Genomic DNA, 25,498 nt, shown 5'->3' with positions numbered 1-25,498 from the left:
TGATATTTGAGTTATCGCACTAAAAGCCAGAATTGGTTGCATCTTATTTATGGGAGACTACCTGATTTGACTAAATACTCTTAGAAAATACCAATGAATCTTAAAGTTTTTAATCCACTCCGCCATCTGCTCAATACTACTAAATTTTGGAAAGAAAATTATTTGATTTTGCGAGAGTTTAAACACTTTCGTAAAATCACTATACTCGCCTTAGTTTTTACATTTTTAGCTGCCACATTTGAAGGTATTAGTATTGGTTTTTTGCTATCATTTTTGCAAAATTTAACGAATCCTAATTCTCAGCCAATTCAAATAGGAATAGGTTGGTTTGATCACTACATATTGGGAATTCACACATCAGCAGTTAGCCGATTATATCGCGTATCGTTTTTGATTTTATTGAGTACTTGGATACGTGCAGCTTTTAACTATTTTGCCCAAATATACACAGAATTTTGTCAATTATATCTTGGAGATCGGTTACGAAAACAAATTTTTGAGCAATTGCAATCGTTATCTCTTAGTTACTTTAGTACCACTCGTTCAGGTGAAATAGTTAACACAATCACTACAGAAATTGAGAGGATTAGACAGGGTTTTAGTGGCGGAGCCTTTTTGTTTACTAGAAGCTTGACGGTTGTTGTCTACTTAACTACAATGGTTTTGCTATCATGGCAACTGACGCTAATAGCAGTATTTCTATTCACTCTCTTAGCTGTCGGCTTATCAACTCTCAATGCCAGAGTGCGAGAATCTAGTTTTGGTACGTCAGTTGCTAATGGTAATTTTACATCAATAGCCCTAGAATTTATCAATGGCATTCGCACTGTTCATGCTTCTGGTACTCAAGAATTAGAGCGTCAACGTTACTACAACGCTAGTAATCAAATAGTCAGTAGTTCAACTAAAGTTATTTTAACTTGGACATTGGTAAGACCAATTGCTGAAAGTGCAGCTACTACTGTGCTGGTAGGTATGATTATTTTGGCTTTTAGTAGCTTTGTAGTTAACGGTGCTTTACAAGTTAGTTCTTTACTCACTTTTTTCTTTGTACTGTTTCGTCTCGTACCATTTATTCAAGATATTAATGGCACAAGAGCATTTCTTAGCACTCTCCAAGGTTCAGCCGAAAATATTAAAACCTTGTTGAAAAGTGAGGATAAAACCTACTTTCAAAATGGCACAATTCAATTTACAGGTTTTAAAAGATCAATTGATTTAGTATCTGTAGATTTTGGCTATAGTCAGAATCAACGAGTGCTGCACAATATCACTCTCACGATTGAACGAGGTAAAATGACAGCTTTAGTCGGTGCCTCTGGTGCTGGTAAAACCACAATTGCCGATTTAATTCCTCGGTTTTATGATGCTACAGATGGCTATCTTTACATCGATGAAGTTGATGTGCGACAATTTGAAATTAACTCTCTCCGGCGCAAAATAGCTGTTGTTAGTCAGGATACTTTTATTTTCAACACTTCTGTGTGGAACAATATTGCTTACGGGACACCAGAAGCAACAGAAGCGGAAATTAAAGAAGCGGCTCGATTGGCAAATGCACAAGATTTTATTTTAGAAATGCCCGAAGGGTTTGATACACAATTGGGAGATAGAGGTATCCGCTTATCTGGTGGACAAAGGCAGCGACTTGCAATTGCACGTGCCTTATTACGTAACCCAGAAATTTTGATTTTAGATGAAGCCACTAGTGCTTTGGATTCTGTGTCTGAGCGATTAATTCAGGATTCATTAGAAAAGCTCGCTGTTGGTCGAACTGTAATTGCTATTGCTCACCGTCTTTCTACAATTTCTAAGGCTGATAAAGTAGTAGTTTTAGAGCAAGGACGGATAGTAGAACAGGGCAAATATCAAGAGCTTTTAGAACAGCAAGGTAAGCTTTGGGAATATCACCAAATGCAGTATGAATTAGGTAAATCGAAATAGATTTTCATGGTGTAATTAAAAATATTCATACTTTAATTACACCTCTAGCTCAGGTTGTGAATATTCAAATAAAAGATTATTGCTAAATAATTGGAGAGAAAAATGGTAAATATAGGCTATCATTCTGCAAAACTTCAAGGAAGATTTAATTGTTTTATATACACAAAAGCAATTAATAACATTGTTAATTTTCCACTTAACCAAAATCGAAAAGTTAACGTCAACGTCTATTCATTTTCTTGTCAACGAGATTTAGCTATCCAAGTAGCCAATATTCGCTCATTTATTCGTCATGTTGGTATTCCTAACAAATTTACTGTGATTTCTGACGGTAGCTATTCGCCAAATTCTAGCAAGATTTTATCTCAAATAAATGCTTGTGTTGATGTTGTTGAATGGAAAGATTTAGCAACAGGTAATATTCCTGAATTTATTTGGGATTATGCCCTTCATCATCCTCAAAAACCAGTAATGGCAATGTGGAGGAGAATGGCAGTATTGATGTCACTTTCAATTGAACAGCCAACCATTTATACCGATGCCGATATTTTATTTTGTCCAGGTGGCGAAGAAATTATTAATTTATGTGAGTCAGATGATACTTCGCCTTGGTATTTGCCTGATTGTCTAGCTTCACTGGACGAGCGAATACTTTTACATGATCATGAAAAAATCAACCCGGTAAATGCAGGATTTTTCTTACTTAAGCAGCAAATAGATTGGCTAAAACCACTAAATCGTGTGGCAGAATTAGTAGATTCACCAATATATTTTACAGATCAAACTGTAGTGCATTTGGCTATGCATAATGCTCAGGCAAAGCCACTTAATCAAGAGAAGTTTGTTTTAAATGTTGATGATCAATTTAGTTATGCAGACAATTATGATAACAGGAAAATTGCTTTGAGACATTATGTCAGTGATATCAGACATAAATTTTGGTTAAATTTGGGAAATTAATTTATTGCAGAAGAAAACTAATGTTGACATGACGAATATCTATGCAGAATAATTTTTTCTCAAAAGCTTGATTTAGTACAGGAAATAGCAAAGAAAATAAATTAGCATCTACCGAAAATCCATTATGAAAATTACACTTACTTGCAATACAGGTTTAGGAACAGGTGGACAAGGTGTTTGTTTAGAAAATGCTGCATTAGGATTAAATAAACTAGGAGATTTAACTGTATTTTGTAGTGATTTAAAAGCACCAAAAACCGATTTTCCTATATATCCTGTGGGGAATTCTTCCTGGAGTAAAAGATTATTAAGTACCCCTCTTTTACGTCGTCGTCATGATTTAGCTGTATTACTGAGTGACTTGTATTTTGATCACCAGGTAAGCAATAAATTAAAATCATATTCCTGTGATTTAATTATCGGAGTAGCAGGACAAACTAATTTAGCATTTAAAGTAGCTAAAGCTCAAGGTGCAAAAGCTTGGCTATATTGTTTGAATAATTATCTGCCTTTTATGCAGCAACAAATTCAACAAGAATTAGATTTTTTATCTGATTCAACTGTAGCCACAATGAATTCTAAAATGCTAAATAGATTCGCTAATGAATGTGAACAAGCAGATTTAATTGTTGTACTTTCAGATGTAGCTAAAAAAACTTTTGTTCAAGCTGGCTTTGCACCAGAAACCATTAAAGTTGTCACTCCTTTCATAGATACTAAGAAATTTTATCCTACTTTAAAAACTGATCAAATATTTCGTGTTCTTTATGTAGGAACTATTGAACCAAGAAAAGGAATTCCTTATCTAATTAAGGCTTTTTTACAAGCTGCTATTCCTAATTCTGAATTATTAATTATTGGTGGTGTTTCTACTCGTGGGCTAAAAAAATTCATGGCGGAAACATTAAATAAACATACCAATATTAAACAAGAATTCTGGAATTTTAGTCTAGATGATCCTACTAGAGTTTTTGGTAAATCTTCAGTTCTAGTTTTACCTTCTGTAGAAGATGGTTTTGGTTTAGTTGCATTAGAAGCTATGGCTTGTGGATTACCTGTAATTGTAACTTCTCATTGTGGTGCTGCGGATGTGGTAAATAATGGCATAAATGGTTTTATTGTTCCTCCTAGAGACGTGGAAATTATGGCTACTCACTTGAGTTTTTTAGCAGAAAATGAATTCTTAAGAACAAGAATGGGCGAATTGGCGAGAATTAATTCTCAACAATATAATCAGGAACTTTATCAACATCAATTCCGCGAAATATTCTCAGAACAAGGTTTAATTACACCCGTTTTTAGTTAAGAAGGAAAAATAATGTTAACTATAAATGAAACCATATCTTCTCAAGAAAAGATGCTCTACCAATGCTCTAGTATTGATATTAGTGGGAGTGGTGGAGTAGAAACTTACATATCTTCTTTGATAAATTCGCCAATTCATGGTGAGAGCAATCACCATATTAATTCTTTCAAAAATTTAGACCAAAGTCAATGTAAGTTACTCCACCTTCACGACCCAGGACTTTTAGCAGAATGGAGTGGCGAATGTCCAGCAGTCTTTACACTGCATAATCACTGTAGCTACTGCCCCAGTGGGACAAAATATTTAGCAGATCGCCAAAAACCGTGCGATCGCAATATGAACCTCCTAGGCTGTACTTGGGGGCATTTGGTAGATGGTTGTGGCAGTCGCCGACCGCACAAAATATTTCAGAATTTGCAGAATGGTTATAATTTTCTCAGCACTGCCAAAAAAATCAAGATTCCTATAATTGCTAATAGTAATTATGTAAGGGAGCAAATTATTAGTAATGGGTTATCACCCGATCAGGTGATTACACTTCACTGCGGTGTGCAAGATTCTCAATATCCCACTGCATCTTTAACTAAAGAAATTCATCAAAATCAGCGAATTTTGTTTGTGGGTCGAATTGTCCCAGATAAAGGAATTGAATGGTTGATCAAAGCTTTAGCAAAGACAGATTCCCGCATTCATCTTGATATTGCTGGTGAAGGTTGGATTAAAACCAACATGGAAAACTTAGCAGTAAAAATGGGTTTGAGCGATCGCATTACTTGGCATGGTCGATGTCATAAAGAAAAACTAGATACACTTTATCAACAGTGTTTGGCGCTAGTTTTTCCTAGTCTTTGGCCAGAACCTGCCGGTCTGGTAACTTTAGAAGCTTATGCTCATTATCGTCCTGTAATTGCTAGTGCTGTTGGCGGAATTCCTGAATATGTGCAAGATGGTCAAACAGGAATCCTCATCCCAGCTAATCATATTCAAAAATTGGCAGATGCCATCAACGAACTAGCTACAAACTATCATAAAAGCCGATTAATGGGTGAACAAGGTCGGCATTGGTTTGAGCAAGAATTTACTCTTGATGTTCACATTCAGCGATTGGAAAAAATTTACACCAAAACCATTGCTGATTTTCGATCTTTTTAAGACTAAAGATGAAAAAATAACGAATTGTAATTATGTCTATTAATACTAAACTACCCGAACCTCTTGTCAGTGTAATTATTCCTACTTATAATCGCCCCGATTACCTAAAGCAGGCGATTTCTAGCGCAATTCAACAGACTTATCAAAATATTGAAATTATAGTTTCTGATAATTGTAGTCCTGAAAATCCTCAATCTCTAATTGAATCTTTCCAAGATTCACGCATCAAATTTTGGCGACACAAACAAAATATTGGTATGCTGGCTAATCAGCTAAGTGCTTTCAAAATGGCACGAGGAAAATATGTAGCTAGTCTCCATGATGATGATATGTGGAATGAAGATTTTTTAGCCAAGCTTGTACCACCTCTAGAAGCAAATTCTGATTTAATTCTGGCTTTTTGCGATCAATATCTTATAGATTCCCAGGGGAATATCAATCATGATTATACGGCTGGAAATAGCAAGGCTTTCAAGCGAGATATCTTAAAAAAAGGAGTGCATAAATCTTTCAATAAGATTGGGTTAATAGATAAAACTATCGGCACTGCTGTTGCTTGCGTGATTCGTAATCATATTATTGATTGGGATAATATTCCCTCTGAAGTTGGTGGTATGTGGGATTTGTATTTAACATATCTCTCCTGTATCTCAGGTTATGGAGTTTACTATGATCCCGAAAAATTAACGCGATATCGTATCCATGAACAAAGTGATACGATGCTCAGTGGTAGTCGAGATGCTCAAGCAAAAATCCGCAAAGCCAAAAGCGAATTGTTTTGTTACAAACAATTTATGGAAGACCCTCACCTTGCGGAATTTAAATCTCACTTTCAACAAAAATGGTTAGAATCTCATACAACTTTAGGCATTGGCTTGATGCGAAATCAGGAAATAGCAGAAGCGCGTTCTTATCTTTGGCAAGCCCTGAAAGCACAAAAATTTAATGTGCGAACTATGGCATCACTAACTATCAGTTTAAGTCCGCCAGCATTAGCAAATCAATTACTGAAAATAGCAAAATCATAGAGTTAGCAATTCATTTAAAAGTGAGGTGGTATGTGAGACTTTGTATTGTAACTCATAAAGTTAAAAAAGGTGATGGTCAGGGACGAGTAAACTATGAAGTTGTTCAAGAAGCAATTCGTCGTGGTCATCATCTGACATTATTAGCAAGTGAAATAGCACCAGAGCTAGGACAAAATAGCTCTGTAAATTGGGTTCCGATTCCCGTGAAAGAATATCCTACAGAATTTATTCGCAATTTTATATTTGCCAAAAAAAGCAGCGACTGGTTACGTCAACATGGTAGAGAAGTTGATTTAATTAAAGCCAATGGTGCCATTACTATAGGCGCTACTGATGTGAATGCTGTGCATTTTGTCCATAGTTCATGGTGGCGATCGCCTGTGCATATTTCTCGTTACCGTCGAGATGCTTATGGGCTATACCAATGGCTTTACAGCGCTATCAATTCTTATTGGGAAAAACAAGCTTTTCAGCAATCTAAAGTAGTCGTCGCCGTATCTGCAAAAGTAGCTGAAGAATTAGTTAATATTGGCGTACCTGTGGGCAAGATTCGTGTCATTGTCAATGGAGTTGACTTGCAAGAATTTTCTCCTGGTATAACTTCTCGCCAAAAATTAGGGCTACCAGAAAACGTAACTTTAGCACTTTTTGCTGGCGATATTCGCACCACCAGAAAAAACTTAGATACAGTGCTGCAAGCTTTAGTAAAAGTTCCTAATTTACACCTAGCGGTAGTAGGAACAACAGAAGGTAGCCCCTTTCCAGAGTTAGCAGAGGCTTTGGGCATAAGTGAACGAGTGCATTTTGTGGGATATCGACGGGATATCGCCGAGATTATGCGGGCTGTAGATTTATTTGTCTTTCCTTCCCGATATGAAGCTTGTAGCCTTGTTTTGTTAGAAGCATTAGCTTCAGGATTACCAGTCATCACTGCTACTGCTACAGGAGGTGCAGAATTAGTCACACCAGAAGCGGGAATTATTTTACCTGACACAGATGACATAGATGCTTTATCTACTGCCTTGTTTTCCTTAAAAGATGACTCACTACGCCAGCAAATGAGTAAAGCGGCTCGTACCGTTGCTGAACAACATAGCTGGGCGACTATGGCACAAACTTATCTAGATTTATTTGAAGAGTTAATTAAAAATGAGGAATACAGTTCTCATCCCCACCTATCGCCGTCCTTTGGATCTTCATCGCTGCCTTTTAGCGCTCCAAGCCCAAACTAAACCAGTTGATCAATTAATAGTAGTTGTCCGCGATTCTGATGTGGAAACTTGGCAATTTCTTTCCGAATTCCAGTCCCACAACCTGCCACTACAAACAGTCACAGTCACCCTTCCAGGGATGGTAGCAGCCCTCAATACAGGACTAGCAGTAGTAGAGGGAGACATTGTTTCCATGACTGATGATGATGCCGCCCCCTATCCTGATTGGTTAGAAAAAATCAATGCTCACTTTCAAAGCGATGGTTGCATAGGTGGTGTTGGCGGACGTGATTGGATACACCAAGCCAACAGAATCGAAGACGGCTCCCGTTCAATAGTAGGGCGTTTACAGTGGTGGGGGCGAGTAATTGGCAACCATCACCTAGGAGTAGGAGCAGCCCGCGAAGTCGATGTTCTCAAGGGCGTGAACATGAGTTATCGTCATCAAGCGATTGGGCAATTGCGTTTTGATGAAAATTTGCGAGGTACAGGAGCGCAAGTACATTGCGATATGGCATTTAGTCTAGCTTTAAAACGGGCTAGTTGGAAGATAATTTATGATCCTAGTGTTGCCGTAAATCATTATCCAGCCCAACGTTTTGATGAAGACCAACGCCAACATTTTAATGAAATTGCCTACACTAATTTAGTCCATAACGAAACGCTAGTTTTATTAGAACATTTCTCTCCTCTACGACAAATTATTTTTTTATTGTGGGCAGTATTAGTAGGCACGAGAGATAGTTTAGGGCTGGTGCAATGGCTGAGATTTCTCCCCAGTCAAGGCAGATTAGTCAGTAAAAAAATGCTGGCATCTTTGCGTGGACGTTGGCAAGGATGGCAAACAAATCAATTACGGCAGGGAACAGGGTTGAAACTCTCTTTCTATATAGCTTTGTTCTTAAATTCTGTACCTCCTGCAAGCTGAAATCTGCTGTGAAAATTAAACATACCTTTTTCACAGGAACTTACACTCACCAAATTCGAGAAAGCTCCTGTCTGCAATTAACAATTACCAATCACCAAAAATAAAGTGATTTCCAAACAAATACTTTTTAATAGCTTTTCACGACAAAACTTTTATCCTCAACAACGAGCAGCACAGGCTTGGATAGTCATTATTGGCTTCCTTTTTGTCATAACATCTGGTTATTTTATTAGTGCTGGGATGTTGCGCTTAGTTTTTCCTGCAACCGCTTTGATGGTAGCTATATTTTTATATTTGCGGCATCCCTTACTCTACATTGGCTTCACTTGGTGGATATGGTTTCTTTCACCCTTGCTGGCTCGGTTAGTTGACTATCGTGTGGGCTGGGACCCTACCCGTCAAATGCTCATAGCACCTTATTTAGTGGTGTTTGTGACTATTGCAACTTTCTTAAAATATATTCCTAGCACAATTCGTCAAGGTGGTTTGCCTTTTCTTTTAGGTTTTATTGGGGTATGTTATGGTTGTTTGGTTGGTCTAATTTACAATCAACCAATTCCGGTGATCCGGGGTTTTCTAGACTGGGTGAGTCCCATTATTTTTGGGTTTCACTTATTTACAAATTGGCGAGATTATCCCAGTTACCGTCAGCACATTCAGAGGACATTTCTCTGGTGTGTTTTAATCATAGGAGCTTACGGTATATATCAATTTGTGGTTGCTCCTGAGTGGGACACATACTGGTTGATAGAATCAAAAATGTTTACCAGTTCTGGAGATCCTGTACCTTTTGGGATGCGCGTTTGGAGTACAATGCATTCAGTCGGCCCATTTGGTGCTGTTATGCAAGCTGGGTTGTTGTTATTATTCACCAGTTCAGGTCCTTTAATTTTTCCGGCTTCAGCCGTGGGCTATTTATCATTTTTGCTGGCACAAGCAAGGACTAATTGGGGCGGTTGGTTACTGGGGATAATTATGATTATGGGTTCGGTTAAAGCCAGAATTCAAATGCGCTTAATTACTATCATTTTGGTGATGGCAATGTGTGTTTTACCCTTGCTAACTATAGAACCAATTAACAAAGTTGTGACTTCTAGATTAGAAACTTTTACTAATTTGCAAGAAGATGGCAGCTTAAAGGATAGATCAGGGAGTTATGACAGAAATCTCAGTTTAGCCCTGACTAATGGGTTCGGTAACGGTTTAGGAAATATCTGGAAAGTCAACGAAAAAACGGGACAAATAGAAGTACTGGTCATTGATAGTGGCATTTTAGATATCTTTTTTACATTGGGTTGGTTCGGAGGCATTCCTTATCTGGGTGCATTAATCTTAATGATTTTTACCGTCAGCCAATATACTGAAGCGCGGTTTGATAGTTTTGTCAGTGCTGCCCGTGCGATCGCAATTAGTTCTTGTACACAACTAGTTATTGGTAGCGGGATGTTGAGTGTAGCAGGTATGATTCTCTGGGGATTTTTTGCGATGGCTATGGCAGCACATAAGTATTATCAACATCAAGGAATTAAGGCTTAAATTATGAAGGTAATCGCGATTATGCCGTTAGCCGAGCAAAGAGGCGGCGGTGAAATGATGTTTTGGGATTTGATGCAACAAGGACGTAATGCCGATGTGGAATGGTTGGCGATCTTCTTAGAAGATGGTCCAATGGTGGAACAAGTGAGGAATCTGGGCATTGATACAAGAGTTGTCGAAAGTGGCCGTTTGCGTCAAATCCATCGTTTTGTTGCGACTATTTTCCGCATCGCCGCGATCGCACGCCATGAAGGTGCAGATATGATCCTCAATTGGATGTGGATCACCCACATCATTGGGGGACTAGCGGCAATGTTGGCAGGGTTGCCTGCTTTGTGGTATCAACTAGAAGTTCCTAATCACAAATCTTGGTTGGTGCGTCTTGCTACTTTCATCCCAGCCCAGGCAATTATCACCCTCTCCCAAGATGGACAACAAGCACAGTCACAAATTTGGCCTCACAGACCAACACCCTTAGTTTACCCCGGTGTCGCCTTAGACCGATTCGAGCCTGCTGTGTTGCCCACTCCAGCAGAAGCACGCCAAAAGCTCGGTTTACCAATGCATGGTCCTTTGATTGGCATTGTCGGCCGCTTACAACGCTGGAAGGGAATGCACGTATTGGTTGAAGCAATGCCCGAAGTTTTGCAAAAATATCCTGATGCTCATGCTGTGATAATTGGTGGTAAGCATGATTTAGAAGCAGATTATGAGGATTTCTTAAAAAAACAAATAACAGATTTGGGACTGAGCGATCGCATAATTATGGCAGGGTTACAGCGTAACGTCCCGGAATGGGTACAAGCAATGGATATATTTGTTCATGCTTCTGATCAAGAGCCGTTTGGGATTGTAATTATCGAAGCTATGGCCTTGGGTAAACCAGTTATTGCTGGCAGTGCTGGGGGGCCAAGGGAGATTATTACCGATGCTGTTAATGGATTGTTAACACCTTACGACAATAAAGACGCATTAGCCCAAGCTATTCTCCACTATCTTCACAACCCAGATTTTGCCCAAACTGTGGCATTAGCAGCACGACAACGCGCCCTGCAATTCTCCACACAACGTTATGCCCAAAACTTGATTAATGTTATTCGCTCACAGGTGCCAACTGTTTTAGAAAAAATGCCCAAAAGAATCACATCATAAGGGTCATACTATAGATGTGTAACATCATGTTTGTTGCATAGACCATAATCAAAAAAATACGAAACAATGTAGAGACGTTGCATGCAACGTCTCTACTTGAATGAACTGGGGTACGACTTCAATTCGCTCGATATTTTGGCTTTTTCCTAAAAATCAAAACTATGCAGTTTAAATATGCCGTTGAGTGAAAACAGAGGACTAACCTATTATGTGTCCTATAAATTAAAATTGGCAGACAATTTCCGCTATTATGATAATAATTTATACATGAGGCGCTTATGAATCAAATCAACCGGGTGGCAATTGTGGGAGGAAGTCACGGTAATGAGTTAACAGGAGTTTACCTAGTTAAAAAGTTTCAGCAATATCCAAATTTAATTAATAAAGCAAGTTTTGAAACTTTGGCATTACTCGGTAATCCCAAAGCTATCGCTGCCAGAAGACGATACATTGATAAAGATTTAAATCGTTGCTTTACTGTTGACAATTTTCAATCTCCTACCTCCTCCATTTACGAAGAATTGCGGGCTAAAGAAATTAAACAAATATTGCAACCACAAAACCAGGAATTCGTGGACGCAATTATTGATTTACATACCACAACGTCCAACATGGGATTATGTATTATTCTTGGTAATATGCATCCGTTTCTACTTCAGTTAGCAGCTAATTTGAGTGCGATTAATCCTTTGGTAAAAGTTTATAGTCATCAGCAACTCAGAGGTAGTGGTTTTCTTCGTTCTTTATGCCAATTGGGTTTTGCTATAGAAGTTGGTGCTGTAGCTCAGGGTATTTTAGATGCAGAACTATTCCAACAAACGGAACAGCTTATATATGCAATTTTACAGTATTTTGAAGAATATAATCAAGGTAAAATTCCTTTAATTAACAATACCCTGACACTTTATAAATCTATTGGTTCTGTTGATTACCCTAGAAATAAAGATGGGGAAATTGAAGCGATGATTCATCCCCAACTTCAGTTTAAAGACTATGAACCCTTGCATCCAGGTGATCCCATATTTCAAACTTTTACAGGCAAAGATATTCTTTATCAGGGAGAGTCTACTGTTTATCCCGTCTTTATCAATGAAGCAGCTTATTATGAGAAAGGCATTGCTATGCATCTGAGCCAAAAGGAATGGATTCATCTTGATTAAAGGTTTCTCGCTGATTTCAGTAATGATAATTAATATCTATAGCAATCCTAAATGAGATGTGAACACCTTGTAGGTTGGGTTAGACGCGGTAATTAACTGAATAACGCTTACAGATATAGCAGGAGTCAGGAGTCAGGAGTCAGGAGTCAGGAGTAAAACCCTCTTGTAGTGGGAGTTCCATTATCAATTGATGTCCTAACCACCCTGTCCACGGCTATAAATCACCAAACCTTGTCATAACCCAACATTCACGATTCATGGTGACAACAATTTTCCATCTGGCAATCTATTTACCGACTACCAATTCTCTTGTTCTCATGATTCTGAAGACATCATAATTTCTGCTTAACTCACGGTATACAGCCAGTGTTTCTTCATTTACCCGCGCTACACTGAAGCGTTCTAGGTTTTGTGTGGCACGGAATTTCCACTTGTCTAGTAGTTCAGGATTGCTGAGTAATTGCGTCAAAGCACTAGCTAAGGTTTGGCTATCTTTGGGTGGTACTAATACACCAGCTTGACGATGATCCAAAGTTTCAGGAATACCATCTACATCACTCGCTACAATTGCACAACTGGCTTCTCGTGCCTCTGTCAGCACCAAACCAAAAGATTCGCAATGTGAAGCAAGGACAAAGATATCCGTTGCTAACATATAGCGTTGCGGTTCTGGTTGGAAACCTTCAAAATGGATGCGATTACCAAAAGCTGTACGTTGCGCCATTGCCTCGAATATAGACCGATCTGGACCATCTCCTACTAAATAAAGATGGGCTTGGGGAAAATCTTTCGCAATCATGGTGAATGCGTCAATCAACTCACTAATACCTTTGCGGCTATACATCCCAGCTACAGTAGTGATAGCCGGATGATGCAGTGGTAGCGGTTGGTAATCTTGAATTTTTTTATGCCGAGGACTGCCTAAAGTACCGTTACCAACCACGCGCAACTTTTTAGCTGGGATACCACGCCGAACCATTGAATCAGCAACTGCATGACTAACGGCAATTACCCGATCTGCTAATCCCATGAGGACGGCACTACGTTGAAATTCATTATGTACGGTAGAAACTAAACTATATTTACCACTATTTCTGAAAATTCCCGCCAGCACAACTCCTGTCATCATATGAGCATGAACAATATCCGGTTGAAATTCTTTGATAATTTCTCGATAACGCCAAGAGGCTTTAATCATATTTAATGACGTTCTTGATTGATCTAGTTGAAAATGGCAAACACCATGATCTGCTAATAATTCTTCGTATTCTCCACCTGCTGATGCGACAGCAACATCAAGACCTTTTTTGGTTTGTAAACAAGCTAAGTCTACTGCTACATTGACAATGCCGTTACCGATTTTTTGGACATGATTTGTAATATGAAGGATTCGCATTTAAATTTTCTCCACGGTAATAATTTAGCTTCACTGTCATGATGCTTACCGGTAGAAATTTCACCTTGATTTAATTAAATACTAGAAAATATGTCCGATACTAAAATTCAGTTTTAAAGAATATTTCTTCTGAATTTAAAAATCGCTTGATGAAGCCACGAGGTAACATTTGAACTTGGGAAGGATAGGCAGAAATTGCTCTCTGTTTTTTATCTTGCACTGATGTAATTGACAATCGATAAGCTGCGGCAATATCTTGTAAATTCAAGAGGATAAATAGCGGCGCTCTCCAGAATACCCAGATAGGATATTGTAGTAATGCAACTGTAATTCCTGTTTGTGCAATTGCCTCTTTAACTAAGTTATATGTAGCCTCATGATCTTGATGACAATCTTTATGATGAGGCACATAAATTTCTCCAGGTTGATAACGCTGAAGCAATTCACAAATTTGGGAAATTGTCTGTTGCTTTTCTTCTAACTTTAAATATTTCAGCGTTCCATCTTCTTTGTCTAAAAAGTGAATTTTTGAAGGCTCTACTCCCAAAATATTTAATGCTGTCAACGATTCTTGTTTGCGAATATTGATGATTTTATTTTGAATATGTGGATCTAAACCATGGGAACCTCTTCCATCTGTGAGAAAAGTTACAACTACTGGTATACCCTGTTCCCTTTTTCTGGCAATCATACCACCACATCCTAATGTTTCATCATCTTGATGGGGAGAAAAAACCATTGCTAATTGTTGATTAAATACTAGCGGTTTACTTCCACAAGTTAAAATCCACCATGAGAGTAAACTGGAATGGATATATTGAATTTGATTTAGTAAATTATTCGGAATGATTTTTTCTAATTTGACGAGGCTGTTTTTATGCTTCATATTTTGTGGTAACTGGTAAGTAGTAAGACTGAAGAAAAGAAAAGTTAGTAGTAAGGGCTTTAGCCCGATCAAACCTAGCAAGAGAGCGATAAATCGCTCACTACGACAAAAATTTTATCTGACATTTAATTCTGTCTACCTACTTATATAGAAATATAAGGCTTATTTAATTGCTGAAATTTTAATGTGGTAAGTAGTAAGACTGAAGTTGAATATGTGGATCTAAACCATGGGAACCTCTTCCATCTGTGAGAAAAGTTACAACTACTGGTATACCCTGTTCCCTTTTTCTGGCAATCATACCACCACATCCTAATGTTTCATCATCTTGATGGGGAGAAAAAACCATTGCTAATTGTTGATTAAATACTAGCGGTTTACTTCCACAAGTTAAAATCCACCATGAGAGTAAACTGGAATGGATATATTGAATTTGATTTAGTAAATTATTCGGAATGATTTTTTCTAATTTGACGAGGCTGTTTTTATGCTTCATATTTTGTGGTAACTGGTAAGTAGTAAGACTGAAGAAAAGAAAAGTTAGTAGTAAGGGCTTTAGCCCGATCAAACCTAGCAAGAGAGCGATAAATCGCTCACTACGACAAAAATTTTATCTGACATTTAATTCTGTCTACCTACTTATATAGAAATATAAGGCTTATTTAATTGCTGAAATTTTAATGATTACCAGACTTATAAATATCCAAAAAGTCTTTGATCATAGGTGTTGACAAATTCCTTTAAATTCAGCGCTCAACGATTATTTTTATAATAATTAACTACAACATATGCTATTTATTTTTTTTGTAAATTTACAGTGGAAATATGAAGACAAAATCAGATGTATGCAAGATTTTAGGTAATGGTAAATAAATTGAATAAGAGACGCACGGACGCGGGGAAATTTTAATACGTACCTATACTCATATCTTGCACCATCATCTGCGCCGCGAAAATAAAAGTCTATTATGATTGGCGGGCTTTTCGTCCCGCACCACAAGAAACTTTTGGGTATTTTTTTAAATTGGAAGTCCTTAAATGAACCACATTAATGACAACTATTCAACGAGATACGAAATGACTCATTTTATCAAATTGGTAAATGATAAATAATCACCTTTCCTTTCCAATTTTCTTCCACAAATACTAAATATTCACCATTAGAACGGCGAAAAGCTCGGATACCATAAGGTATATCAATCCAACCACTTTCTCCACCAACTTCCGGTCCCGGACCGAATTTGTGTACCATTTTACCTGTGGTGGCTTTGTAGACATATACCTCTGCGGTTTTCACAGTCACTGCAAACACATAATCGCCAGCTATGCTCATAGCTGCGGTAGAAACTTTTCGTTTGCCAGTCGTGTCGTAAGGAACTACAGTGCGCCATTTGGGAGTGCGATTTCCTTGACTCCAATTATCAAAGCGGACAATTTCCGATCCCACAACTCCAGTGTCATCACCAACTGCGGGATGTTCTGCGGTAAAGCCTGACAAATACATAGTATCTGTTTTGGGAAAATACTCAATCCGGCGCAAATCCTTAAATAGGTTGGGAGTCTTTTCCTTTTGCATGGAACTATAAGTGTAGATAGGATTCCCTTTGGCATCCATTCCCTGTAAAGGATAATGGCGAATGCCATCTTGAGTTCGCAAGGTTTTCCAAACATCACCTTTGCTATCTACCCACCAACCACCTATGTAGGGATAATCTTGGCCTCTGTCATACTCATTTTGCTCAAATGCACCATTACCATTACTATCCCGCCAAATCCATTCCCCTTTGGCTGGTTGATAGGGAGGCCAATTACCAGTAATGGATTTACCACTTTCATTAGTACCAACAAACAGTCCCGCAGGAATAGCAATTTTACCGTCTGTAGCTGGTTGAAAACGATAAATTTGTAGAAAGCTGCCATACATATCTGTGAGGAATAAAAAAGGCTTTCCTTGGATACGACGGAAAAAAGTACCATCTGGGGATGTATGCAAGCGTGGATCTTGAGGATATTTGAAAGGATTAACGGTGTAGGCTTTATAAGTCCATTGTTTACCAGATGGTTTACTATAATCCATCAAGTATTCTTCTTGCTTGGTGAAGACATTTACACCATCACTTTTGGGATCAGCATCGGCATTATCTACAAATATCAAGCCTAGTAATTGCCATTGTTGTTTTCCAGATGAGGAAAATTTTCTTAAATCTGTGCCTGATTTGTTAAACCCATTGTTGTTGATATAGATATTGCCTGCGGTATCTGTACCGACTCCTGTAATTCCATAAAGTTTTAAATTTTGAACTTCTCCAACTACGCCACTATAAATGCCATTTTTATTTCCGAAAGTTCCTACTTGTAGAGGCTGTTTTTCGATGTTATAAATTAGTATTTGTTGCCGGACTCCATTTTCTGCTACTAAGAGTTTACCTTGATGATCAATAGCTATTGCTGTTGGGTCTACAACATCTGTAATTTGTTCTGGGAGCTTTTTACCCGTTTGCGAATAATGTAATATTTTCGCAGAGGCGCTACCTTTTTTATTTTGAATAATCCACAAATTTCTTTGCTTATCAATAGCTATTGCCCCCGGATTTGCAACAGTAAATTTGCCCAGTTCCTGCATTGTTTCTGTATTAAAAATACGAACTATGTTAGCAGCAGCATTACTCACAAATAACTGATTGTCTACAATTGCTAAACCAGTAACTTCACTTTCATTACTGATAATTAACATACTTTTATCCCAGCCTCTCCCTCCAGGAAAAGGTGCAGTTTTTCCCGCTAAATCATAGCGTCGTACACAATACCAAGTTTTACCTTCGGGAGGATAATCATCTTTCTGATTATTCATCCCACCTTGAGCCATAGCAATGTAAATATATTTGCTATTTACTATTACAGCTTTACCACCAAGACGATTCCAGCCGTGAGTATCCTCAAGGGCAGCAATTACTTTACCATCTTTATATATTCCTGCTTCTATTCCTGCTTCATCCCACTGACTATTAGTGTAAATCTCTCCATTGGCTGTTACATACATTCCCTCTATATTGTTTTGCACCCGCAATTTTCCCTTACCAATGGTATTACCAAGCCAAGAGGTTTTATAGGTGAGTGTGGCTGGTGTTTTATCAGCTTTAGTCGTAGCTAAATCCATTGTCATTCCTACGAATGTCACCATTAATCCACAGGTGAAAAAGAGTAAAATATTAAAAGCTGTTTTTGTCCACCATTTTCTCTGATTAAGCAAACCTATGAGGTGTTGACTAAGTTTTTGGCGATTTTTATGGAACTGTGATAATAATCTATTTTTCATAGAAAAGCTCTAAGTAATTTTTGATTAATGTACTTATAAATATTTATTTTGTTCTCCACATCTAAAAAAGTAATTTATGACTTGAGTTGTTTATATAGCTGATGAGACTACACATATAAATTAACAACTAAATAGTGTTTCTAATCTATTTTCATCAAAGCTTTATCAATAAAATATATTTTTTACATTATGGTTACACCCAATTTTATTTACTTATATAATATTTTACAAATAGATAGCAATGTTTAATACATTAATAGTGCTAATTAAGTTATTTTTTGATATGAAGTATAGTTCTCAAATACTTATCTATTAGTCATCCTAGCCAAAATAGAATCTAGGGATATATTTATTATTAGTAATAGTCCTGAGTTAACAATAAAACATTTGGTAATTTATTGTTTGACAGGGAGATAAAAATAGGTTATAAAAAAGTATCCTGTTTTCCCCAGCTAAATACGGAATATATAACAATATTCTCTAATTCATGACCCGGATGTTTTTAAATGTTTTTGAATTTCTAGATAACTGCTCCCTATCAGTTAGAATACCAATAAATTCTTTGGTACAGGTTTTATTTATGACTCCTAAATATACAGAAAATTTCATCCAAGATACACTCAAACTTTGCTCTTTCGACAGCTTTTAAGTTTAACGCAATTGATTATTTGATAATTAAGTTGTATCTGGAGTTAAGTCGGTAAATATTAAAAATATCAAATAGATCTAACTCTTGCTTAAATACTAAAGAAGAAGTTTATCAGAAAGTTCTTACATCTAATTCAGTCGATCTATCTACAAACTTTCATGATTAGCAATACTCATTAACAACTGAATGGAAAAACGGTGAACTTGAGCGTTTAACTGCAAAAAAGCAAACTTAATTCATCCCAGGAGAGAAATAGGTGGAAGATAACCCAAAAATTTCTAAATTAGCCTCTGCATCTATCCTAACATTGGGAACAGGTTGGTTTCCTAAAAACCCTGGAGGTTTGGAAAGATATATTTATGAACTAACTCATAAATTAGCTGCACATCAAGACCAAGTAGAATTATGTGGAGTAGGTCTACCAGTGGGTGAAAAAAATACACCTATTAAGTTAACCAATTTAGCTTCCCCAGATAGTTCGATTTCCCAAAGGTTTTGGTCAATTCGTCATCAATTTAAGAAAACAAGATTAGGTAAGCCTGATGCAATTAATCTACATTTTGCATTATACAGTTTTCCGATTTTAGATCTTTTACCCAAGGGAGTACCAATTACTTTTAATTTTCATGGCCCTTGGGCTTCCGAAAGTCAGGAGGAAGTAGTAAATAAGAAACTGAGTATTTGGCTAAAGCAGCAGCTAATAGAAAAAAATACTTATAATCGATGCGATCGCTTTATTGTTCTTAGTAAAGCTTTTGGTCATATTTTACATCAAAAATACCAAATTCCCTGGAACAAAATCCACATCATTCCCGGTGGAGTTGATATTAATCACTTTCAAACCAATTTATCACGTCAAGAGGCAAGAATAAAACTAGGTTGGCCTAGTAATAGGCAAATATTATTTACATCTCGTCGCTTAGTACATAGAATGGGAATTGATAAATTATTGCAGGCAATAGCGATAATTAAGCCTCATATTCCTGAGATTTGGTTAGCTATAGCTGGTCGTGGTCATATCCAAGAGTTACTTCAACAACAAGCTATAGAATTAGGACTAGAAAACAACGTTAAATTTTTAGGCTTTTTACCGGACGAAGAATTACCAATTGCTTACCAAGCTGCTGATTTAACTATTATGCCTAGTCAATCTTTTGAAGGTTTTGGATTAGCTATTCTTGAATCTTTAGCTTGTGGTACTCCTGTTGTCTGTACTCCTGTAGGAGGTATGCCAGAAATTTTACAGGGATTTTCACCGGATTTAATTACTAGTTCTATCGCTGTTGAAAGCATTGCTGAAAAATTAGAACAAGCGCTATTAGGTAAAATTTATTCACCTTCTAGAGAAGAATGTCGTGATTACACAATTACAAATTATGACTGGACTAATATTGCTCAAAAGGTGCGGCAGGTTCTTTTAGCTTAAGCTGCTGAATTTTGAGGAAAATATTAACTAAATTTCAAAGCAGATTCCCGATGATTTGGAGATGATATGAAGATTCTTTTCTTAGATCAAAGTGGTAAACCAGGTGGTGCAGAGTTATGTTTAATTGATATTGCTAAATTCTATGGTAAAAGCGCATTGGTAGGTTTATTTGCAGATGGTGATTTTAGGAAGTTACTAGAAAAGAATCAAATTCCTGTTGAAGTGTTAGCGACTCAAGCTATTAATGTTCGTAAACAAAGCAGTTTATTACAGGCTTTAGGTAGTGTGGGAAAACTCACTCCCCTCATTTATAAGGTTGTTCAACTTGCAAGGGAATATGATTTAATTTACGCCAATACTCAAAAGGCTTTAGTTGTAGGGGCAATAGCTAGTTTTTTCGCGCGTCGTCCTTTGGTTTATCATTTACATGATATTCTTTCTACAGAACACTTTAGCAAAACTAATCTGCGGGTTGCTGTTACTTTAGTTAATCAGTTTGCTTCATTGGTAATCGCTAATTCTGAATCTAGTAAAACTGCATTTTTACAAGCAGGAGGTAAACCCAATATTATTGAAGTTGTTTATAATGGTTTTGAATCGAATAATTATCAAATTTGTGAAGCTGATATTCAAAAGTTAAAGCATGAATTAGGACTAGATGATAAATTTATAGTTGGACATTTTAGCCGTCTTTCTCCCTGGAAAGGACAGCATATTTTAATTAATGCAATGGTTCAATGTCCGCAAAATGTGATAGCACTTCTCGTTGGTGATGCTTTATTTGGTGAACAAGATTATGTAAAAGATTTACACCAAAAAGTCGCTGCACTGGGTTTAGAAAATCGGGTAAAGTTTTTAGGTTTTCGCTCAGATATTCCCCAATTAATGGCAATGTGTGATGTAGTGGCTCATACTTCCACTGCACCAGAACCTTTTGGAAGAGTGATTGTGGAAGGGATGCTGTGTGGTAAACCTGTGATTGCTGCTAAAGCTGGTGGTGCAATGGAATTGCTGGAAGATGGAATTAATGGTTTTTTAGTCACACCAGGAGAATCTCAAGAATTAGCACAAGTGATTAATAATTGTGTTCAGGAACCAGAGAAAATTGCAACTATTGCCAATTATGCTAGAACTAATGCTAGTGAACGTTTTGATGTGAATATTATTAATCAGCAAATTCAAAAGTTACTGCAATCACTATTTTAATAATTTAAAACTTACGCACTATAGAAATGAGACATGATCTGTATCAACTGGAATTAGTTACAGCAGGAGTCAGTAGAGACGTTTCGCCGAAACGTTTGTACAGGAGTCTCATTCCTGTGTAGCGGTAATTCATGAATTACCGCTACTTTGGTTCGGTTTTGCGTAAGTCCTAATACTATAGAAGCGCAGACACTGCGCCCTAAAACATTTGGTAATTTTTAAGCTGCTTCGCGCAGTTGTGATGGGAGGTTGACTTCTGGGAAAGTCAGGGAAAGTTGTTCTGCTGGTGATGGGGATGCTTGTTCTAATACTGTGACTTCAATATTTACACTTACTAAATAATTGCCTGTCTCTGCACCTACGGCTTCGGAAATTAATTTAGCTATATCTGGACGTTTTGCAGTGAGAGGATCACGTAAAATACAACGATCCCATTCATGCTTGGCAGTTGGATTGAGGCTGAGAATATAATGCTTCATCATAGGTATAATCCTTTAAATCCATCTTCCATAAGTCTTTCGAGGTTTGAAGACTATTTTCATAGTATAGTACAAATATACTATTTTGCCAAGAGGGCAATCAAACATTATTTCTAATCACACAAGCTACTTTATACAAGTAAGTCAACAAAATAAAATTCTTTTTCTTCTGCAATAGCAGCCTGATGGCAACAATAATTATTTACATACAGCACTTCCCAGTGTTATGAGGTACAAGAACCCCACCCCCAACCCCCTCCCCGCAAGCGATGATGGGGCTAAGATGTACTTCATAAGAGTGGAAACCGCTGTATACCTAATTATATAAATAAAATCATGTAGAGACGCTTCATAAAACGCCCCTACATGATTATTTCCCGAATGGGAAAAGGGTTAGGTGATTAAAAAACTTTGCAGTATTTAGGTTTCCGGTGCTGTAATTGAAGGGAATTCAGACTTGCCATTATTCTGAGAGTTCAAAAACTGAGGATGATTGATCCAAACGGCTTGTTGCGGGACGGGAATGGAAACTCCGGCCTTATCTAAGGCAACTTTTACACGACGACGATATTCTCGCGCTACATCCCATTGTTTGAGAGGCTGGGTTTTAATCCATACACGGATGATCAAACCGCGATCGCTAAAATTATCAATTCCCAACACACTGGGCTTTTCGATAATTTGCCGTCGCCATAGGGGTTCTTCATTCATTGTCAAAGCCACATCTTCAATTAATTTCAAAGCATTGTCAATGTTGGCTTGGTAGGAAACTGGTATTGTTAAATCTGCCCGTGACCAGCGACTAGAAAGATTAGCAACAATCTTAATTTCGCTATTGGGAATGGTAATTAAGCGTCCTTCCGAATCCCGGACTTGAGTCATTCGCAGATTGAGATTTTCTACCAAACCACCCACATCTCCCACATTAATGACATCACCAAGAGCATATTGATCTTCAAGAATAATTAGAAAACCATTAATTGCATCTTTGATTAAGTTTTGGGAAGCTAGGGACAAAGCCACACCGACTAATCCAGCACCTGCGAGGAGGGGAATAATATCTATCCCCAAGGAAACTAACGCTAATAAAATGCCTGTTCCCACCCAGAGAATAGTGGCAATACTTTTCGTCACGCCGGAAAATGTGGAAATTCGCAATTGTAGACGTTCGTAAGTTTGTGGGGTTAATAAAGCACCACTGCTAACGATAGTCGAGGTAGAGTGATCTATTAAGGCATAGGTAAAGCGAATTGCTACGTAAGTTCCTAAAACAACAGCTGCCAATCTTAAAGGAATTTGAGCAACGACGAGAATTCCTAATTGCAGCGCCCTAGTGTAAGGAAATAGACCGAGAATCAGAAAACTACCACTTCCCCAAATTCCAGTTTGTGCGATTTGGAATAGTCGTTTTTTAACTTCTTGAAGATGCTGCTCTTGTTGTTGATTGAGTAGGACGGTAATTGGTTGATCTGTTTCTAAAGTCGGGGGGATAAAGTTTTTTGCTTTCTGATTTAAACGCCTTTGCCAGCGTTTGATTCCCCAACTTAGTAAAATCATCCCTAGTCCAATACCAACAGCAATTTTACCGTTGTCGATTAAAGATGAAGTTTGGCGTTCTTGCTTGGCTCGTTCCAAGTATTGCTGCAAATCTCCGGCAATTTGATTAGCCAGTGTCAACCTATCTACTTGACGTAATTTAGCATCTTCAGAATTGACCGTCATCAAGTAGTTTTCATTGATGTAAATTACTGGTAAGCCATTGACAGTGCGAATTTGTACATTGAATGCTTGTGTGGGTGAATTAAAGTAATTTTGGCTGATTTTTTGCAAATTTTGCTGGATATTTTGTGACCGCTCGAAAATATTGTTTTTCGATGCTGCTATCCGAAATAATGGGCGACCATCTAAATAAATCCATTCCGAAACATTTTTGTTTTCTGAATCATTACTCACACTGCTAGGAGTTTGTAAGTAAGGTAAAAGAGGGATCTGGGCTGTAGCTTTTGGTACAGATACAATGGCTATTGCCACTGCGCTTGTTATCCCCAAAAATTTAAAGCGCACTCACATACCTCCTTGAGCAAAATCTACTCTTGAGTACTTTTATGGTCATTTTCAACAAATAATTGCTGTTATCTATCACAGGTTGAATCTTTCCTGGATTATCTTGATTTCTATCTGGAGATAGATAAAATTTGTTGATAGTCATGACTAAATTTGTTGTTCATAATACTCATAACAGATATCAGTCAAAAAAGAAAACTTGGATGTAGACATTGACAATGCTTTAATCCAACGTCAAGCTAGTGTAGAGTACCATTGACTAGCTAGTTGGCAATTACAGCCAAAAATTGCCAGTCATGGAAAAATCTATTAAAGTACGTAAAGGTCTGAGTACCTTTTTTGTTTTTTAGAGGATAATTTTTCATGACCGCAACAACTCCCAGATTAAAGCACGAGGTTAAAGACCTCGCCCTTGCTCCCTTGGGAAGACAACGGATTGAATGGGCTGGACGGGAAATGCCCGTATTGAAGCAAATCCGCGATCGCTTTGAGAAAGAAAAGCCATTTGCAGGATTGCGTATTTCAGCTTGCGCCCACGTCACCACAGAAACTGCACATTTAGCGATCGCCCTCAAAGCCGGTGGTGCTGATGCAGTTTTAATTGCTAGTAACCCCTTATCAACTCAAGATGACGTAGCAGCCAGTCTTGTAGCTGATCATGAAATTTCCGTATTTGCTCAAAAAGGCGAAGATGCCGCTACATATAGCCGCCACGTGCAAATAGCATTAGATCATCGCCCCAACATCATTGTTGATGACGGTAGCGACGTGGTAGCAGAATTAGTTCAACATCGTCAGAACCAAATCGCTGATTTGATTGGTAGCACCGAAGAAACCACCACAGGTATCGTGCGGTTACGCGCCATGTTTAAAGAAGGCGTTCTCACCTTCCCCGCGATGAACGTCAACGACGCAGACACCAAGCACTTCTTTGATAACCGCTATGGTACTGGTCAATCTACCTTAGACGGGATTATTCGCGCTACAAATATTTTGTTGGCTGGTAAAACTGTTGTAGTTGTCGGTTATGGCTGGTGTGGTAAGGGTACAGCCCTCCGCGCCCGTGGGATGGGTGCAAACGTCATCGTTACCGAAATTGACCACATCAAGGCTATTGAAGCCGTTATGGATGGTTTCCGCGTCCTCCCAATGGCGGAAGCAGCGCCTCACGGTGATATCTTCATTACTGTCACAGGTAACAAGCACGTCGTTCGGGGTGAACACTTCGATGTGATGAAAGACGGTGCGATCGTTTGTAACTCTGGTCACTTTGATTTAGAACTTGATTTGAAATACTTAGCCGCTAATGCTAAGGAAATCAAGGATGTCCGTCCTTTCACAGAAGAGTATAAATTGACAAATGGTAAATCCGTTGTTGTTCTCGGACAAGGACGTTTGATTAATTTGGCTGCGGCTGAAGGACACCCCAGCGCAGTTATGGATATGAGTTTTGCTAACCAAGCTTTGGCTGTTGAATACCTGGTGAAGAATAAGGGTAATTTAGCTGCTGGTTTGCATTCTATTCCTAGAGATGTGGATGAAGAAATTGCTCGTTTGAAGTTGCAAGCTATGGGCATTTTCATTGATAGTTTGACCGCAGATCAAATTGACTATACCAATTCTTGGCAGTCTGGAACGTAAGTTATTAATTATTTGATTTTTTGGGGATAGGCGTTTTGCTTATCCCTTTTTTTTGGGT

18 protein-coding genes and 1 pseudogene are annotated in these 25,498 nt (G+C 37.9%); 13 read left to right on the top strand and 6 right to left on the bottom strand.

Going from position 1 to position 25,498, the window contains the following annotated elements:
• Positions 1–93: 93 nt before the first annotated feature.
• The 10 genes from hepA (at position 94) to A9Y75_RS10140 (ending at position 12,377) form a co-directional block, all read left to right on the top strand.
• Positions 94–1,944 (top strand): heterocyst formation ABC transporter subunit HepA, encoded by a 1,851-nt coding sequence (gene hepA, locus A9Y75_RS10185; RefSeq protein WP_071189447.1) that lies wholly within the window; start codon positions 94–96, stop codon positions 1,942–1,944.
• A 102-nt stretch (positions 1,945–2,046) separates the two neighbouring features.
• Positions 2,047–2,904: a hypothetical protein gene (locus tag A9Y75_RS10180; RefSeq protein WP_071189446.1), complete on the top strand. Its 858-nt coding sequence runs from the start codon at positions 2,047–2,049 to the stop codon at positions 2,902–2,904.
• Positions 2,905–3,028: 124 nt separating this feature from the next.
• Positions 3,029–4,210, top strand: coding sequence for a glycosyltransferase family 4 protein (locus A9Y75_RS10175; protein WP_071189445.1), 1,182 nt, complete (start codon positions 3,029–3,031; stop codon positions 4,208–4,210).
• Between the two features lie 21 nt (positions 4,211–4,231).
• Complete coding sequence (locus tag A9Y75_RS10170; RefSeq protein WP_071189670.1) at positions 4,232–5,362, top strand: glycosyltransferase family 4 protein; 1,131 nt, start codon at positions 4,232–4,234, stop codon at positions 5,360–5,362.
• A 32-nt stretch (positions 5,363–5,394) separates the two neighbouring features.
• The gene (locus A9Y75_RS10165; RefSeq protein ID WP_071189444.1) at positions 5,395–6,390 is read left to right on the top strand and encodes a glycosyltransferase; all 996 of its coding nucleotides are present in this window, start codon (positions 5,395–5,397) and stop codon (positions 6,388–6,390) included.
• A 32-nt stretch (positions 6,391–6,422) separates the two neighbouring features.
• Positions 6,423–7,622: a glycosyltransferase family 4 protein gene (locus tag A9Y75_RS10160; protein WP_071189443.1), complete on the top strand. Its 1,200-nt coding sequence runs from the start codon at positions 6,423–6,425 to the stop codon at positions 7,620–7,622.
• A complete protein-coding gene (locus tag A9Y75_RS10155) occupies positions 7,540–8,529 on the top strand; it encodes a glycosyltransferase family 2 protein (RefSeq protein ID WP_071189442.1) in 990 nt (329 codons plus the stop codon). The genes A9Y75_RS10160 and A9Y75_RS10155 overlap by 83 nt, the downstream gene beginning before the upstream one ends.
• Positions 8,530–8,634: 105 nt before the next feature.
• Complete coding sequence (locus A9Y75_RS10150) at positions 8,635–10,065, top strand: glucose-6-phosphate isomerase (protein ID WP_071189441.1); 1,431 nt, start codon at positions 8,635–8,637, stop codon at positions 10,063–10,065.
• 3 nt (positions 10,066–10,068) lie between these two features.
• Positions 10,069–11,217, top strand: coding sequence for a glycosyltransferase family 4 protein (locus A9Y75_RS10145; RefSeq protein WP_071189440.1), 1,149 nt, complete (start codon positions 10,069–10,071; stop codon positions 11,215–11,217).
• Between the two features lie 278 nt (positions 11,218–11,495).
• Complete coding sequence (locus tag A9Y75_RS10140) at positions 11,496–12,377, top strand: aspartoacylase (protein ID WP_071189439.1); 882 nt, start codon at positions 11,496–11,498, stop codon at positions 12,375–12,377.
• A gap of 286 nt (positions 12,378–12,663) precedes the next feature.
• On the opposite strand, the gene A9Y75_RS10135 is transcribed toward A9Y75_RS10140, so the two are convergent.
• From A9Y75_RS10135 to A9Y75_RS10120, 4 genes and pseudogenes are all read right to left on the bottom strand, one after another.
• A complete protein-coding gene (locus A9Y75_RS10135) occupies positions 12,664–13,773 on the bottom strand; it encodes a glycosyltransferase family 4 protein (RefSeq protein WP_071189438.1) in 1,110 nt (369 codons plus the stop codon).
• Positions 13,774–13,873: 100 nt separating this feature from the next.
• Complete coding sequence (locus tag A9Y75_RS10130) at positions 13,874–14,659, bottom strand: PIG-L family deacetylase (protein WP_071189437.1); 786 nt, start codon at positions 14,657–14,659, stop codon at positions 13,874–13,876.
• Positions 14,660–14,867: 208 nt separating this feature from the next.
• Positions 14,868–15,155: pseudogene (locus tag A9Y75_RS10125) on the bottom strand (PIG-L family deacetylase); the annotation flags it as partial.
• Positions 15,156–15,749: 594 nt separating this feature from the next.
• Complete coding sequence (locus A9Y75_RS10120; RefSeq protein WP_071189436.1) at positions 15,750–17,975, bottom strand: hypothetical protein; 2,226 nt, start codon at positions 17,973–17,975, stop codon at positions 15,750–15,752.
• Between the two features lie 905 nt (positions 17,976–18,880).
• On the opposite strand from A9Y75_RS10120, the gene A9Y75_RS10115 reads away from it, so the two are divergent.
• Both A9Y75_RS10115 and A9Y75_RS10110 read left to right on the top strand, forming a co-directional pair.
• Positions 18,881–20,050, top strand: a complete 1,170-nt coding sequence (locus tag A9Y75_RS10115; protein WP_071189435.1) for a glycosyltransferase family 4 protein — start codon at positions 18,881–18,883, stop codon at positions 20,048–20,050.
• 66 nt (positions 20,051–20,116) lie between these two features.
• The gene (locus A9Y75_RS10110) at positions 20,117–21,256 is read left to right on the top strand and encodes a glycosyltransferase family 4 protein (protein WP_071189434.1); all 1,140 of its coding nucleotides are present in this window, start codon (positions 20,117–20,119) and stop codon (positions 21,254–21,256) included.
• Between the two features lie 218 nt (positions 21,257–21,474).
• Here the strand turns inward: A9Y75_RS10110 and A9Y75_RS10105 are convergent, their stop codons facing one another.
• Both A9Y75_RS10105 and A9Y75_RS10100 read right to left on the bottom strand, forming a co-directional pair.
• Entirely contained in the window at positions 21,475–21,738 is a 264-nt protein-coding gene (locus tag A9Y75_RS10105; RefSeq protein WP_071189433.1) for a hypothetical protein, read from the bottom strand.
• A gap of 417 nt (positions 21,739–22,155) precedes the next feature.
• A complete protein-coding gene (locus tag A9Y75_RS10100; RefSeq protein ID WP_071189432.1) occupies positions 22,156–23,799 on the bottom strand; it encodes a mechanosensitive ion channel family protein in 1,644 nt (547 codons plus the stop codon).
• A 363-nt stretch (positions 23,800–24,162) separates the two neighbouring features.
• Between A9Y75_RS10100 and ahcY the strand changes: the two genes are divergently transcribed.
• Entirely contained in the window at positions 24,163–25,440 is a 1,278-nt protein-coding gene (gene ahcY / locus A9Y75_RS10095; protein ID WP_071189431.1) for an adenosylhomocysteinase, read from the top strand.
• The last annotated feature ends 58 nt before the right edge of the window (positions 25,441–25,498 follow it).

Source organism: Trichormus sp. NMC-1 (genome assembly GCF_001858025.1).
Taxonomy (GTDB): domain Bacteria; phylum Cyanobacteriota; class Cyanobacteriia; order Cyanobacteriales; family Nostocaceae; genus Anabaena.
Note: the sequence above shows the minus strand (reverse complement) of the source record. Positions and strands in the feature narration are given on the sequence as shown.

Bases quoted from the DNA above. Each gene is read 5' to 3' on its own strand.
- hepA (WP_071189447.1), top strand. From the start codon at position 94: ATGAATCTTAAAGTTTTTAATCCACTCCGCCATCTGCTCAATACTACT.
- A9Y75_RS10180 (WP_071189446.1), top strand. From the start codon at position 2,047: ATGGTAAATATAGGCTATCATTCTGCAAAACTTCAAGGAAGATTTAAT.
- A9Y75_RS10175 (WP_071189445.1), top strand. From the start codon at position 3,029: ATGAAAATTACACTTACTTGCAATACAGGTTTAGGAACAGGTGGACAA.
- A9Y75_RS10165 (WP_071189444.1), top strand. From the start codon at position 5,395: ATGTCTATTAATACTAAACTACCCGAACCTCTTGTCAGTGTAATTATT.
- A9Y75_RS10155 (WP_071189442.1), top strand. From the start codon at position 7,540: ATGAGGAATACAGTTCTCATCCCCACCTATCGCCGTCCTTTGGATCTT.
- A9Y75_RS10145 (WP_071189440.1), top strand. From the start codon at position 10,069: ATGAAGGTAATCGCGATTATGCCGTTAGCCGAGCAAAGAGGCGGCGGT.
- A9Y75_RS10140 (WP_071189439.1), top strand. From the start codon at position 11,496: ATGAATCAAATCAACCGGGTGGCAATTGTGGGAGGAAGTCACGGTAAT.
- A9Y75_RS10135 (WP_071189438.1), bottom strand. From the start codon at position 13,773: ATGCGAATCCTTCATATTACAAATCATGTCCAAAAAATCGGTAACGGC.
- A9Y75_RS10130 (WP_071189437.1), bottom strand. From the start codon at position 14,659: ATGAAGCATAAAAACAGCCTCGTCAAATTAGAAAAAATCATTCCGAAT.
- A9Y75_RS10120 (WP_071189436.1), bottom strand. From the start codon at position 17,975: ATGAAAAATAGATTATTATCACAGTTCCATAAAAATCGCCAAAAACTT.
- A9Y75_RS10110 (WP_071189434.1), top strand. From the start codon at position 20,117: ATGAAGATTCTTTTCTTAGATCAAAGTGGTAAACCAGGTGGTGCAGAG.
- A9Y75_RS10105 (WP_071189433.1), bottom strand. From the start codon at position 21,738: ATGATGAAGCATTATATTCTCAGCCTCAATCCAACTGCCAAGCATGAA.
- ahcY (WP_071189431.1), top strand. From the start codon at position 24,163: ATGACCGCAACAACTCCCAGATTAAAGCACGAGGTTAAAGACCTCGCC.